This window comes from Sphingomonas sp. IC-11 (genome assembly GCF_021043365.1).
Classification (GTDB): domain Bacteria; phylum Pseudomonadota; class Alphaproteobacteria; order Sphingomonadales; family Sphingomonadaceae; genus Sphingomonas.
On the sequence record NZ_JAJNDU010000003.1, the window covers coordinates 306,992 to 320,438 of the forward strand.

The window sequence follows — 13,447 nt, forward strand, 5'->3', positions numbered from 1 at the left end:
GTTCAACGTAGTAGGCGCAGCGGTGCGCTTCGGTGATGCCGTTCGAATCTCTCCGGGTGAAACGAACCTAACGGGCATCATTTATCTCGAGGCGATGCTGTACTTTCGTCACGAAGCGTGAGGCGTTGTGCTGCCCGTGAACCCGATCACGATCGGCGTTCGAGCGTGTCGATGATCGGACAATCTGGCCGGTCGTCGCCGTGACAGCGGGTTGCGAGGTCGAGCAGGGCGCGGCGCATTCTCTCCAGCGCCTGTGCCTTGCGGTGCAATTCATCGGCGCGCGTCGTCGCCAGCCGCTTCACATCCGCTGACGACCGCCCCCGATCGCTCCACAGTTCCAGCAGCGTGCGGATTTCCTCGATCGGAAAGCCGAGGTCGCGCGCATTGGCGATAAAGCGCAGGCGCTGCACATCGGCCTCGGAATAGTCGCGATAGCCGCTGTCGCGGCGCGGCGGCTGCGGCACCAGTCCGATCTTCTCGTAATGACGGATCATCCGCTGCGAGACGCCGCTCGCTTCCGAGGCCGCGCCGATCTTCACAGCTTCACCCGATTGAGGCGCAGCGCATTGGCGACGACGGTGAAGGAGGACAGCGCCATCGCCGCGCCGGCGAACATCGGCGACATCAGGATGCCGAACGGCAGATAGAGCACGCCCGCCGCGACCGGCACGCCGATGCCGTTGAACAGGAACGAGAAGAAGAGGTTCTGGCGGATGTTGCGCATGGTCGCGTCCGCCAGCCGCCGGGCGCGCACGATCGCCGACAGGTCGCCACGCGTGAGCGTCATTCCCGCGCTCTCGATCGCCACGTCGGTGCCGGTGCCCATGGCGAGCCCGACATCGGCGGCGGCGAGCGCCGGCGCGTCGTTGATGCCGTCGCCGGCCATCGCCACGCTGGCGCCCGACGCCTTGAGTTCGCCGACGATCCGCGCCTTGTCGTCGGGCCTCAAATCGGCATGGACCGCATCGAGGCCGCCCACCTGCCGCGCCACGGCTTCGGCGGTCGCCGCATTGTCGCCGGTCAGCATCACCACGTTGAGACCGTCGGCGCGCAGCGCCGCGATTGCCTCGCGCGCATTCGCCCGTATCGGATCGGCGACCGCGAGGAGACCGGCGGTCCGCCCGTCGATCGCCACCAGCATGACGCCGGCGCCGTCGGCGCGGTGCGGCTGCGCGCGGTGCTCGAGCGGTTCGGGGTCGGCGCCGATCCGGCGTAGCTGCGCGGCGTTGCCGATCACCACCGTACGTCCGTTCACAGTCGCGCTGATGCCGAGCCCGGTCTGCGATTCAAAGTCCTGGACCATTGCCAGCTTCAATCCGCGCTCCTGCGCCGCCGTGACGATCGCATGCGCGAGCGGATGTTCCGATTGCGCCTCGACCGCGGCGGCAAGCGCGAGAAGATCATTCTCCTCTTCGTCGCCAACCGGCTCGACGGCGATCAGCTTGGGCATGCCCTCGGTGATCGTACCGGTCTTGTCTATGACGAGCGTGTCGACCTTCTCCAACGCCTGCAATGCTTCAGCATTCTTGACGAGCACGCCGGCATGCGCCCCGCGGCCGGTGCCGACCATGATCGACATCGGCGTGGCGAGGCCGAGCGCACAGGGACACGCGATGATGAGCACGGCGATGGCGTTCAGAAGCGCGTGGCCGAAGCGCGGCTCGGGGCCGACGAAGTTCCACACGACGAAGGCGGCGAGCGCGATGGCGACGACCAAAGGCACGAACCAGCCCGAGATGCGGTCGGCGACCGCCTGGATCGGAGCGCGGCTGCGCTGGGCCTCGGCGACCATGCGCACGATCCGCGCGAGCATGGTGTCGGCGCCGACCGCGCGCGCTTCCATGACGAGGCTGCCCGTTCCGTTGACGGTGCCTCCAGTGACCTGCGCCTCGGCCGTCTTCTCGACCGGCACCGGCTCGCCGGTCAGCATCGATTCGTCGACCGACGAGCGGCCTTCGACGACGACGCCGTCGACCGGGATCGCATCGCCGGGACGTATGCGCAGCCGATCGCCAGCCATCACGTCGCCGACCGACACCTCTTCCTCCGAGCCGTCATCGCGAATGCGGCGCGCGGTCTTGGGCGCGAGATCGAGCAGCGCCCGGATAGCCTTGCCGGTGGCGGCGCGGGCGCGCAGTTCGAGCACCTGCCCGAGCAAGACCAGCGTCACCACCACGCCCGCCGCTTCATAATAGACCGGGACCATGCCGCCGTGCATGCGGAAGGTCGGCGGGAACAGCCCGGGCGCGAAGGTCGCGACGAGGCTGTAGAGGAAGGCCGCGCCGACGCCGATCGCGATCAGCGTGAACATGTTGAGATGGCGCATCCGGATCGACATCCAGCCGCGCTCGAAGAACGGCTTGCCTGCCCACAGCACGATCGGCGCGGTGAGGGCGAGCTGCACCCAGGGCGAGGCTTGCGGACTGACGATCTGCAAGCCCAGCATCTCGGCCACCATCGACACGACCAGGAGCGGCACCGCCAGCATTGCCGAGACCCAGAAACGGCGCGTGAAATCGACCAGCTCGGGATTGGGCGCATCGTCGAGACTCGGCTCTTCGGGTTCGAGCGCCATGCCGCAGATCGGGCAAGTGCCCGGGTCTTCCTGCCGGATCTCGGGGTGCATCGGGCAGGTCCAGATCGCGCCCGGCGTCGCTTCGCGCTCGGGGCGTGGCCCGTCGCCGAGATAGCGTTCGGGATCGCCGACGAACTTCGCGCGGCAGCCGGCGCTGCAGAAATGATAATCCTCGCCGTCATGCCGGGCATGATGCGAGGTCGCCGCGGGATCGACGGTCATCCCGCAGACGGGATCAATCGCGCCGGCGGTCGCCGGCTTTGTCGCGCAGCAACTCGCGCCCTGATGATGGTGGTGATCGGCATGGTTCATAGCGGGAATCCTTCCATGCCGACCCATATGGAGTCTAACATCATGTCAGAGTCAAGACATGGTAGATTGCCGGCTGCGGCGATAGCGTCCCCAGCCACGCGACCAGCGCGAGGATCAGCACGGCCGCGCTCGTTTCCAGCGCGATGCTGACCCGCAGAGCGCGAACGCCGGAGTTGCTGCCGGCGTCTCCCGACGCCAATCGCGGCGTCAGCCGCCACCGGTTGGCCGCCGCAAGCCCGAGCATCGCCGCGAACAGCATCAGCTTTACGATCAGGAGCTGCCCGTAGAACGTCGTCGGCAGCCGCAGGGCGCCCTCGACGCCGACGATCATCCAGACGTTGATGAGGCCGGTCGTCACGATCGAGGCGACGATGATCGAGCCGGCGACGGCAAACCCCGCCAGCGCCGATCGCGCCGCGGCGACCGACCGTTCGTCCTCAATGTGCGCGAAGAGCAGCGTGACGAGAACGGCGAGCGCGCCGAGCCACGCGCCCGCGGCCAGCAGATGCAGCCCGTCCGCTAGGCGATGAATGGTGCCCGCAGTGCCTTCGGTCACCGCGGCATGGCCGGTCCAGGCAAGCGTGCCGAGCGCGACGCCGGCGCCGAGAGTCACCATCAGCGATCGGACCTTCGCGGATTGAACGAGCGCCGCGACGAGGGCTGTCGCGAGCGCCGTGGTCCGCCACAGAAATGCATCGCCGGGCGGCGTCTCGAACAACACGAAATCGAATGTCTCGCGATCGATGCCGGCGATCGTCGCGCCCGACATCGAAGCGACCGTCTGCAGGAAGGACAGGGCCGAGAGCAGCAGGCCGAGCCCGGCGAGGCCGGCAATTATCGCGCGACCGCCCAACGGCCGAGATGGGCTGGCCGCATAAAGCGGATAGACGGCCAGCCCGAACAGCAGCAGCAGATCGGCATAGACCCCGAAGCGCAGCGCCACGCCGATCCAGTCGAACATCCCTTAGCGGACCGAGAAGGCGTGCGTGCCCGTGATGCGGTGCGTGTCGGCGCCGACGATCACCCAATCGACGCGGTAGCTCCCCGTCGAAAGCGGCCTGGCGCTGGTGAGGGTGATCGACTTGCCGTCCTCCGATACCGCGCTCGTCACGCCCGTCACCCTCATGACATGGTTCGCCATGCCCGGCATCGAGGTCATCGTCAGCGTTGCGCTCGACAATCGGGGCATGACGCGCTCGCTGAAAGTGAGCCGCACCGTCGTGGTCGGCGCGACGGTGGCGTTCGCCGCTGGCGTCGCCGCGACGATCTTTGGGTGCGCGAGGGCGATAGCGGGCACGCTCAGCGCGCCCAGCGCCGCGACCACGGCGATCATCGGTCGGAACTTCATTCTCAATCTCCTTTTGAAATCCATGTTAGGCGATACGCAGTTGCCGCACGCATCCCTCACGCCGGCTTGGATGAGGGCACAATCCGCGCCATGCGTATGAGGGAGGCAGAAGGAAAGGTCAGGCGATGAACAACGATATCGACAGCGCGCTGGCGCGCTTCGCCGGGGCGGAACCGCATGCCGGCCTGGCCGGGCTCGAAGACCGCGTAATGTGCGCGATCGCGAGCCGACCGTCGTCTTCGGGTCTGGCGATGGGCGCATCGCTGAGTGCGGCCGCATTCGCGCTGGTGCTCGGCATCGTCAGCAATGCCGTGCCGCCGGCCGAGGCGCGCGCGGCGTCGTCGCTGGCGCCGTTCGGCGCGCCGAGCCCGCTCGCGCCCTCGTCCTTGCTGCTCGAACCGCGATGAGAGCGCGCCAGTTTTTCCTCATCGGGCTGATCGCGTTCGCCGCCGCGGTCACCGGGGTGCTGGTCGGGCGGTATTTCCTTCCCGCGCCGCCGCAACCGGCGGCCGAGCTCCACGCGGTGCTGCACGAGCAGCTTTCGCTCGATGCGGATCAGGAGCAACGGCTCGAAGCGCTCGAAGCGAGCTTCGCGGTTCGACGCCGCGCGCTCGAGCTCGAGATGCGCGCCGAGAATGCCCGTCTTGCCGATGCCATCGCCGCCGAGCACGGCAATGGCCCTCGCGTCGCCGCCGCGGTCGACGCCTCGCACCGAACAATGGGCCAGCTCCAGAAGGAGACGCTGGCGCACATCTTCGCGATGCGCGCGCTGTTGAAACCGGAGCAGGCGGCAAAGTTCGATGCCGCCGTGACCAGGGCACTGACCGAAGATCCCCAGTGAACGGCGGCCTGGTCGACCGCACGGACGGCGAGCTCGTCGCGCTGGCGCTGGGCGGCCGGCAGGCGGCCTTCGCCGAGATCGTCAGTCGGCACAAGCAGCCGCTCCATCGCCTGATCGCCCGCATCATCGGCGACGACGACGAAGCACTCGACGTCCTTCAGGACGTGTTCGTCGCGGCGCACGGGTCGCTGCGCCGGTTCGATATGGGGCGGCCGATGCGGGCATGGCTCGCGCGCATCGCCATCAACAAGGCGCGCGACTGGCGCCGCCGGCGCGCGGTGCGGCGGTTGATTTCGGTGGTGTTGCCCATCGAGCGCGCATCGGACATCGCCGACGACCAGCCCGCGGTCGACACGCTCGCGGCCGACCGCGAAGAGCTGCGGCAGGTGGGCGCGGCAATCGCCACGCTTCCGGCCAATCTGCGCGAGACGCTGGTGCTGCGCGCGATCGAGGGCATGAGCCAGGCGGAAACCGCCGAGGCGCTGGGAATCAGCGAGAAGGCGGTCGAGACGCGCCTCTATCGCGCCCGGCAGCGGCTCGCGGCCGAGATCGACCGGCAACGATAAACGCTTGACCCTGACACGGTGTCAGACCCCATCTTGCCGGAAGCTTTTTTCGACTCCGCCATGAGGGGCATGATCGCCGCGCGCGTATGGCCGGTAAGCCTCGCCAAGATTTCAGGAAGATGAATGACCGCTTTGATTGATCGCCGGACACTGCTTCGCGGAACCGCGGCGCTGGGCGGGACCGCTGCGCTCGCATCCTGGTTCCCCGCTTGGGCACAGCCTGTCTCGTCGGGGATTGTCAGGCCGCTTCCGACCGTATCGGGCGAGGACATCACGCTCACCATCGCGCGCCAGACGATGATGATCGACGGGCGATCCTCGCCCGCGATCGGCATCAACGGCACCGTGCCGGCGCCGCTCATTCGGCTGCGCGAGGGGCAGATGGTGCGGCTCAACGTGGTCAACGATCTTGACGAGGACAGCTCGATCCACTGGCACGGGCTGCTGGTGCCGCCGCAGCATGACGGCGTGCCGGGCGTCTCCTTCCCCGGTATCAAGCCGCGATCGAACTATCTCTACGAATTCCCGATCAAACAGAACGGCACCTATTGGTATCACAGCCATTCCGGGCTGCAGGAGCAGCTCGGCCATTACGGCCCGATTGTCATCGACCCGGCGGGCGAGGATCCGGTCCAGTATGACCGCGAGCACGTCATCGTGCTGTCCGACCACAGCCAGATGTCGCCCGAGGCGATCTTCCGGAACATGAAGCTCAATCCCGGCGGGTTCAATTTCCAGAAGCAGACCCTCGCCGGCCTGCTGGCGGGACGCGACCAGACCGCCGGAGAACGCCTGATGTGGGGTGGGATGCGGATGGACCCGACCGACATCTCGGACGCGACAGGCTCGATATATACTTACCTCGTCAACGGGCACGGCCCGATGGACAACTGGACCGCGCTGTTCACCCCGGGCGAGCGCGTGCGCCTGAGGTTCATCAACGCGTCGGCGATGACCACCTTCAACGTCCGCATTCCGGACCTCCCCATGACCATCGTCCAGGCCGACGGGCAGAACGTCATGCCGGTCGAGGTTCAGGAGTTCCAGATCGGCGTCGCCGAAACCTACGACGCGATCGTCACGCCGAGCGAGGACCGGGCCTTCACTTTGGTCGGGGAAGCGATCGATCGCTCGGGCATGGCGCGCGCCACGCTGGCGCCGCGCGCCGGGATGAGCGCCGCGGTGCCGCCGCTGCGCGAGCGTCCGCTCGCGACGATGAAGGACATGGGCATGGGCGACATGGACCACGGCGGAATGCGCGGGATGGACATGTCGGGCGGCATGCGCGGCATCGACCCCACCGCCGAGCAGAACCCATCGGCCGCGCTCGCGACCGGCGCGATGGCCGGCGGCGCGGCGGCGATGGGCAATATGGATCACGGCGCGATGCCGACGGACCATTCCGGCATGGCCGGGATGGATCACGGAGCGATGTCGAACCCGTCCGGCGGCGTGGCCGGGATGGATCATTCGGCGATGGGCGGTCAGTCCGGCGCGATGGCGGGCATGGATCACGGCTCGATGGACATGGGCTCGATGAGCATGCGCGACTTCTCCCATGCGCCGCAGGTCAAGAAAGGCCCGGGCGTCCAGACGATCTCGCCGATGCCGATGGACCGGACCGGCGAGCCCGGCCAGGGCCTGGAGAATGTGGGCCACAAGGTGCTCGTCTACCGCGACCTGATGGCGCTCGACCGCAACCCCGACGTCCGCGCGCCGTCGCGCAGCATCGACATCCACCTGACCGGCAACATGGAGCGCTTCATGTGGTCGTTCGACGGCGAGAAGATGTCGGACGTCCACGAGCCGATCCCGTTCATCGAAGGCGAGCGAGTGCGCGTGAACCTCATCAACGACAGCATGATGGGGCACCCGATCCACATCCACGGCCACTTCTTCGAGCTGGTGACGGGGCACGGCGACCGCGCACCGAGAAAGCACACCGTCATCGTCCAGCCGGGCGGCAAGGTGACCTGGGACTTCACCGCCGATGCGGTCGGCGACTGGGCATTCCACTGCCACCTGCTCTATCACATGCACGCGGGCATGATGCGCGTCGTGAGCGTGCGGCCGCGGGGAGACGCGGCATGAAGACGCTGCTTCTGCTCGGCGCAGCTCCCATCATGCTTCTGGCCGCACCCGCCGCGGCGCAGAGGATGGACCATTCCCACATGCCCGGCATGACGATGCCGGCAAAGCCGGCGCAAGCGGAGCCGGCGCCCAACCCCGCGCAACAGCCCCCTTCGCCTCCGGCGGCACAAGATGCCGCCCGCGCCGCTCCCGATTGCCCGCCCGAGCACGCGGCAATGGGGCATTGCACGCCTAAGCCCGCAACCGATCCGCACGCGGGGCACGCCATGCCCGGCGCAGACCAGGCGGCGCCCGCGATGGAGATGACCGGCACCGCGCTTCCCGCCGGCAATGCCCCGGCACCGCCGCCGCCGGAGGATCATTATGCCGATCGCCAGTTTCCACCCGAAGAGATGGCGGATGCCCGCCGCCAGATGATGTTCGAGCAGGGCGGGCAGGCCTTCTATCAGGTGATGTTCAACCTCGCCGAATATCAGGCGCGCGAGGGCGCAGACGGCTTCCGCTGGGACGGCGAGGGCTGGTTCGGCGGCGATATCAACCGGCTCGTGATCAAGTCCGAAGGCTCGGGCGCGTTCGGCGAAGGGGTCGAGGATGCCGAAATCCAGGCGCTTTACTCGCGCGCGATCGGGCCGTACTTCAACCTCCAGGCCGGCATCCGCTACGACTTCAAACCCAACCCCTCGCGCACCTACGCGACGATCGGATTCGAGGGGCTTGCGCCCTACTGGTTCGAGGTCGAGGGCGCGCTGTTCCTGTCCGACAAGGGCGATGTGCTCGGCCGTCTCGAAGGCTATTACGATCAGCGGATCACCCAGCGCCTGATCCTTCAACCCCGCGCCGAACTCAATCTCGCCGCGCAGGACGTGCCCGAGAACGGCATCGGCTCCGGCCTTTCCGATATCGAGCTGGGCCTGCGGCTGCGCTACGAGATCAAACGCCAGTTCGCGCCCTATGTCGGCCTGTCTTGGGACCGGAAGCTCGGCGATACCGCCGATTTCGCGCGCGCGGCGGGCGAAGACCCGTCGTCGACCAGCTTCGTGTTCGGGATCCGGACGTGGTTCTGAACCGAACGAGACAAGGAATAGCGCCGCGAACACTAACCCGTTCGCAAGGAGATCAATGATGAAGATATTCCGCTTTCTTGCCTTCGCATTGGCGTTCGGCACCCCGATGGTCGCTATGGCAGCCGGGCCGATCGTCGTGCACCGCGATCCAGGCTGCGGCTGTTGCGAAGAGTGGGCACGACAAGCGAAGGCCGGGTTCGATCGCGACGTCAGGATGGTCGATGATCCCAACCGGGCGGCGCTCAAGGGCCGGCTTGGTGTGCCGGCGGCATTGGCGTCCTGTCATACCGCGATCGTCGACGGCATGGCGTTCGAGGGGCACGTTCCGATCGCCGACATCAAGCGCGCGCTCGCGGCGCGCCCGGCAGGCGTGAAGGGTCTGGCCGTGGCGGGCATGCCGATAGGCTCTCCCGGCATGGAAGTGGCCGGCGTCAAGGCCCAGCCCTATGCCGTGGTCGCCTTCGGAAAGAACGGACAAAGGGTATTCGCGCGCCATTGATCGGCGCCTCGTTCCGCAGCCGACCCGAAGGAGAAACGAAGGGGACCTCCCGATGTACCGAAACATGCTCGCGGGAGCGCTGCTGTTGTTTCTGGCCTTGGCGATCGGCGGATTGGCGGTCGCCTACACGGGCGTCTACGACGTGTCAGCCAGTTCGGGACACACGACAGCCGGCCGTTGGGTGCTCAGGACGGCGATGCAAAACTCTGTCCGCAGCCACGCGGCGGACGTTCCGGAGCAGGAACGTTTCACCGCCGCGGCGACCCACGCTGGCGGCTCCGAGTACAAGGCGATGTGCCAGCAATGTCACGGCGGCCCGGGTGTGACGCGAGCCGAATGGGCGGAAGGCCTCGTTCCGTTACCGCCCAATCTCACCAAGGCGGCGGCAGACTGGCGACCGAATGAAATCTACTGGATCGTCAGGCACGGCATAAAGATGACCGCGATGCCCGCGTTCGGCGGCTCGCATGACGAAGAGACCCTGTGGAACATCGCGGGTTTCGTCGAGCGACTGCTGAGGATGACGCCGGAACAATACGCCGCGTTGCCCGATGATCATCGTGAAGGCGCGACCGGATCGGAAGCCGATCACTCAGAACATTCACACTGACGAGCAGAGGATGGATAGATGGAACAGGGCCATGAAATGAGCAGCATGTCGTGGGGCCGGTTCGCGGCGATGATCGCGACCTCGACCTTCATCATGTTCTTTCTGATGTATCAGCTTGTCTATTCGTCCGAGCATCTGATGTTCAGCATCAACCGGTTTGTCGCGTCGCTCGTCATGGGTGCGGTGATGACGCTGGTCATGCTCGGCTTCATGTGGTCGATGTACAAGGGCATGGCGGTCAAGGTCGGGGTGCTGGCGGTCGCGCTCGTCCTCGGGATAACTCTGCTTTTGGTTAACCGCAGCCAGGCGCTCATCTCCGACGTCAGCTTCATGAAATCGATGATCCCGCACCATTCGATCGCGATCAACAACGCGCGCAAAGCCAGCATCAGCGATCCGAGGGTTCGCGAGCTGGCCGACCAGATTATCGCTAGCCAGGTCCGCGAGATCGCCGAGATGAAGCTGCTCATCGAAGACATCGATCAAAACGGTGAGCGCGGCTCCCAGCCGCTGCCGCCCCGATCGGCTGAGGTTACGCCTGACATGCTGCCCGAGATCCAGGCTGCTACTCGCTAAGGCGAAAGGGAGTCGGTCGATGTCCCAATGATTCACTTGCTGATTGCTGGGCGTAGCACCCGAGGGCGCACGAGGCGGCGATCGACGGGAACAAGCGGCTGGTGACATCTCTATCGTAGTGAACACGGCGAAATGTATTCGTTATGTTTATCCTGCGCGGGGCGCCGGTTGATCGAAGCGAACCGAACTCCGCTTGTCTTGGGCTTAAGATATGTCAGCTATGGCCCCTCGCATGCCGAAACCTGCCAGTCCGCAAACGGCCCACTTCGAGCCGTTCAGCGCGCCGGGCGCAACGATGGCAGCTACTGGGCCGGCAGCGGACATGCAACTTTCGGACACCCGAGCGAGATAGCTGCCGTTCGATCCGGCAGATCTTCACGGCCGCTCTCGACCAACTCAAGTCGTTCTCCGACGCTCGTGGAATGACCGCTCCTGCCAAAAATGGCCGTTCGGGTTTCGTTCAACCGCAGAGTCGCGGAGCGCCCGATCGGTGTCCTTCAATTTCTGAAGGCATGATCTCGAAACCAGTTATTCATTCAGGAGGTGGAATTACGCGCTCGCGGCTGGAGCCAAGTCACTGAGCGATCGTCAGATCCCAAGACGAAGGGGTAAGAGGCCGTGAGACGACAGCGGCAGAGCGTCCCTCGTCCGCCCGTAAAGTTTAAAATCGGCCGTGAGATGTGAATGGCTCGCTACCAAACAGGGGGCATGTTCAGTCGGCGGGCTATGGCGCTCCGCAAGGCCGCAGGCGATAGCGCGATACCGCGATCGCACCGTAAAAAATGGTTAGCAGCGCGAGATTGATCAACGCACCTCGCTGCTCGACCAGCGTTGCGCCCATCTGGTTGACGCCAACCATCAGTTTGATTCCCGGCGTCGTCGGCAGGAGGCGCGCCAACAGCGATAGCCAGTGCGGCGTCGCCTCGCTTGGCCAGGACAGACCGGACAGGAAGAAGATCGGGACCGAGGTGACGATCCACAACTGGATGGGGCGCTCACGCGTGCGGAAAAAGCTGGCGAGCGCCAACGCGCCGGCGACCGTCGCGGATATGAACAGCGCTGCGGACACGACCAGCGTCAGCGGATCGGCAGCCCCGCGCGGATAATCCTGAAACCAGAAGACGAAACCAGTGAAATAGGCGATGTCCGCGCACCCGATGACGAGAAAGGCCAGCGCGATGCCGAGCAGGGTGCGTGGCGCGAAGCTGAGCGTTCCCTGGCGCTCTCGCATCGTTGCGGCAAGCACGGTGAGCCCCATCAACAAGGTCTGCTGGATGATGAGAAAGGCGACACCGGGAAAGATCGTGCTGCCGTAGCCCTCGCGGGTGTTGAACAAGGGGCGCTGGATCATCGCCAGCGGGGCGGCGGCCGGCGCCCCGCTGGCCATCGCCTGGGCAACCGCAGCATCGCGTCCGATCTCTCCCAATGCCGCACCAATGCCGGCAAGCGCGGTCGAACTGCGCAGCAGATAGGCGCCGTTGCCATAGAGCGCGACGGTCCCTTGACCGCCGGACAGGATGCGCTGTTCAAAGCCTTGCGGAATCACCACGATCGCGCTCACCCGCCGTTCTTCCAGCCAGCGTAGCGCGACGGCGGGGGACGGGAGCCGCGCGACCACTTCCGCCTGTTGCAACGCGCCGAGCCGGGTCTCCAGCGATCGGCTGGTGGCGCTATGATCCAGATCGACCACCGCCACCGGCATCCGCACCGGCACCTCGCCGGAATAAGCGGTGGGGTAGAAGAAGGAATAAAGAAGGCACGACCCGATCAGCAGCAACAGCGCCGAGCTGTCGGCCAAGATTGCGCGGAAGGTGGCGAGGAAGGCGCGGCCGATCATCGTCGCCCCCAGGTTTGCGGTCGGCGTGCAGCCGCCAGGTAAAGCGGCAGCCCGATGCCTGTGCCGACGATCAGGAAGGCGAGCATAGCGAGCAGCTGCCCGGCAGATTTCATCGCGGGCGCGCCCATGGTCCATTGTTCCGACAGCAGCTTGGCGAATGCCGAATAGGGCAGGAGCGCACTCCAGATCCGGGCGAAGCTGGAGGCGGATTCGATCGGGAAAATCGCGCCCGCAAAGGCGAAGGAGGCGCCCGCGTAAAGCCCGGCGATCGATAACGTCCTGCCCATCGACAAGGTGAGGCCGACGATCAGCAAGGTCACGCCGATATAGGCGAGGTACATGGCGACATAGCCGATGAGCAGCAGAATCACGCTGCCCGCGACCGGCCAGCCGCGCAGCCCGGCGAGATAGCCGGTGGCCAGCAATCCCCAGCCGGTGAAAATTGCCAGATATGGCGTCAACTTGCCCGCCACCGCGGCGATCGCCCTCCGCCGATCCTCTCCGCCGATCCATGCGCCGATCGTGCCGTCGCGTAACTCGCGGCCCAGTGCGCTCGCGACGGCAACCATGAAGATCAGGTGCAGCAGCGCGGGGTGGATCAGCGCCACGAGTTGCAGTTCGTAGCTGCTCTGCGGATTGAACAGGATGGTGCTCTGCGCGGCAACCGGCGGCCGGCGCACCTGGCCGGGCCCGGCGAGAGCGGCGGCCTGCTCGGTGCCGAGCGTTGCGGCATAGGCCTGCACGACCGCGCCAATCTCGCGCAGGGCTGCCCCCGAAGCGGTCGAATAACTGGCGTTGTAAAAGGTGGTGATGCTGCCGGTCGTCCCGCGCAGCACCGCGCGCTCGGTATCCGCCGGGATCAGCACGACTGCATAGGCGCGGTTGGAGCGTACGATCCGTTCGGCCGCCTGCATATCTGGCACCTGCGCCACGACACGCAGCCCCGGCGCCGCATCGAGCCGGCGGGTCAGTTCACGCGCGACGGCGGTGCCGTCCAGATCGACCACCGCAATCGGCAGGTCGCGCATCACGCCCGCGGAAAACTGGATCGCCACCACCGCCATCAGCAGCAATGGCACCCAGATCACCAGCGCACGGTCCCAGAAACTGGTGGCGAGGAAACGCATT

At 66.3% G+C, this 13,447-nt stretch carries 14 protein-coding genes; 8 read left to right on the plus strand and 6 right to left on the minus strand.

Annotation, left to right across the window (positions count from 1 at the left end; translation table 11 throughout):
* Positions 1-146 precede the first annotated feature (146 nt).
* Genes cueR through copC form a run of 4 tightly spaced genes read right to left on the minus strand, consistent with a single transcriptional unit; the run spans position 147 to position 4,235 of the window.
* The gene (gene cueR / locus LQ954_RS12175) at positions 147-539 is read right to left on the minus strand and encodes a Cu(I)-responsive transcriptional regulator (RefSeq protein ID WP_231023359.1); all 393 of its coding nucleotides are present in this window, start codon (positions 537-539) and stop codon (positions 147-149) included.
* On the minus strand, positions 536-2,887 hold the full coding sequence (locus LQ954_RS12180; protein ID WP_443026626.1) for a heavy metal translocating P-type ATPase: 2,352 nt from the start codon (positions 2,885-2,887) through the stop codon (positions 536-538). The genes cueR and LQ954_RS12180 overlap by 4 nt, the downstream gene beginning before the upstream one ends.
* 40 nt (positions 2,888-2,927) lie before the next feature.
* Positions 2,928-3,848 carry a copper homeostasis membrane protein CopD gene (gene copD / locus LQ954_RS12185; RefSeq protein WP_231023360.1) on the minus strand — a complete coding sequence of 307 codons (921 nt, stop codon included), beginning with the start codon at positions 3,846-3,848 and terminating at the stop codon, positions 2,928-2,930.
* A 3-nt stretch (positions 3,849-3,851) separates the two neighbouring features.
* Positions 3,852-4,235: a copper homeostasis periplasmic binding protein CopC gene (gene copC, locus LQ954_RS12190; RefSeq protein ID WP_231023361.1), complete on the minus strand. Its 384-nt coding sequence runs from the start codon at positions 4,233-4,235 to the stop codon at positions 3,852-3,854.
* Positions 4,236-4,360: 125 nt separating this feature from the next.
* On the opposite strand from copC, the gene LQ954_RS12195 reads away from it, so the two are divergent.
* From LQ954_RS12195 to LQ954_RS12230, 8 genes are all read left to right on the plus strand, one after another.
* Positions 4,361-4,642 carry a hypothetical protein gene (locus LQ954_RS12195; protein WP_231023362.1) on the plus strand — a complete coding sequence of 94 codons (282 nt, stop codon included), beginning with the start codon at positions 4,361-4,363 and terminating at the stop codon, positions 4,640-4,642.
* Positions 4,639-5,076 (plus strand): periplasmic heavy metal sensor, encoded by a 438-nt coding sequence (locus tag LQ954_RS12200; RefSeq protein WP_231023364.1) that lies wholly within the window; start codon positions 4,639-4,641, stop codon positions 5,074-5,076. The genes LQ954_RS12195 and LQ954_RS12200 overlap by 4 nt, the downstream gene beginning before the upstream one ends.
* On the plus strand, positions 5,073-5,642 hold the full coding sequence (locus tag LQ954_RS12205) for an RNA polymerase sigma factor (RefSeq protein WP_231023365.1): 570 nt from the start codon (positions 5,073-5,075) through the stop codon (positions 5,640-5,642). The genes LQ954_RS12200 and LQ954_RS12205 overlap by 4 nt, the downstream gene beginning before the upstream one ends.
* A 123-nt stretch (positions 5,643-5,765) precedes the next feature.
* Positions 5,766-7,733 carry a copper resistance system multicopper oxidase gene (locus tag LQ954_RS12210; RefSeq protein WP_231023366.1) on the plus strand — a complete coding sequence of 656 codons (1,968 nt, stop codon included), beginning with the start codon at positions 5,766-5,768 and terminating at the stop codon, positions 7,731-7,733.
* Complete coding sequence (locus tag LQ954_RS12215) at positions 7,730-8,797, plus strand: copper resistance protein B (RefSeq protein ID WP_231023367.1); 1,068 nt, start codon at positions 7,730-7,732, stop codon at positions 8,795-8,797. Before LQ954_RS12210 ends, LQ954_RS12215 begins: the two co-directional genes overlap by 4 nt.
* 58 nt (positions 8,798-8,855) lie before the next feature.
* Entirely contained in the window at positions 8,856-9,296 is a 441-nt protein-coding gene (locus LQ954_RS12220; protein ID WP_231023368.1) for a DUF411 domain-containing protein, read from the plus strand.
* Between the two features lie 64 nt (positions 9,297-9,360).
* Positions 9,361-9,906, plus strand: a complete 546-nt coding sequence (locus tag LQ954_RS12225; protein WP_231023370.1) for a c-type cytochrome — start codon at positions 9,361-9,363, stop codon at positions 9,904-9,906.
* 69 nt (positions 9,907-9,975) lie between these two features.
* The gene (locus tag LQ954_RS12230) at positions 9,976-10,482 is read left to right on the plus strand and encodes a DUF305 domain-containing protein (RefSeq protein ID WP_231023372.1); all 507 of its coding nucleotides are present in this window, start codon (positions 9,976-9,978) and stop codon (positions 10,480-10,482) included.
* 724 nt (positions 10,483-11,206) lie between these two features.
* On the opposite strand, the gene LQ954_RS12235 is transcribed toward LQ954_RS12230, so the two are convergent.
* Together LQ954_RS12235 and LQ954_RS12240 are read right to left on the minus strand one after the other, a co-directional pair.
* Complete coding sequence (locus tag LQ954_RS12235) at positions 11,207-12,319, minus strand: ABC transporter permease (protein ID WP_231023373.1); 1,113 nt, start codon at positions 12,317-12,319, stop codon at positions 11,207-11,209.
* Positions 12,316-13,446, minus strand: coding sequence for an ABC transporter permease (locus tag LQ954_RS12240; RefSeq protein ID WP_231023374.1), 1,131 nt, complete (start codon positions 13,444-13,446; stop codon positions 12,316-12,318). Before LQ954_RS12240 ends, LQ954_RS12235 begins: the two co-directional genes overlap by 4 nt.
* Position 13,447: the final 1 nt, after the last annotated feature.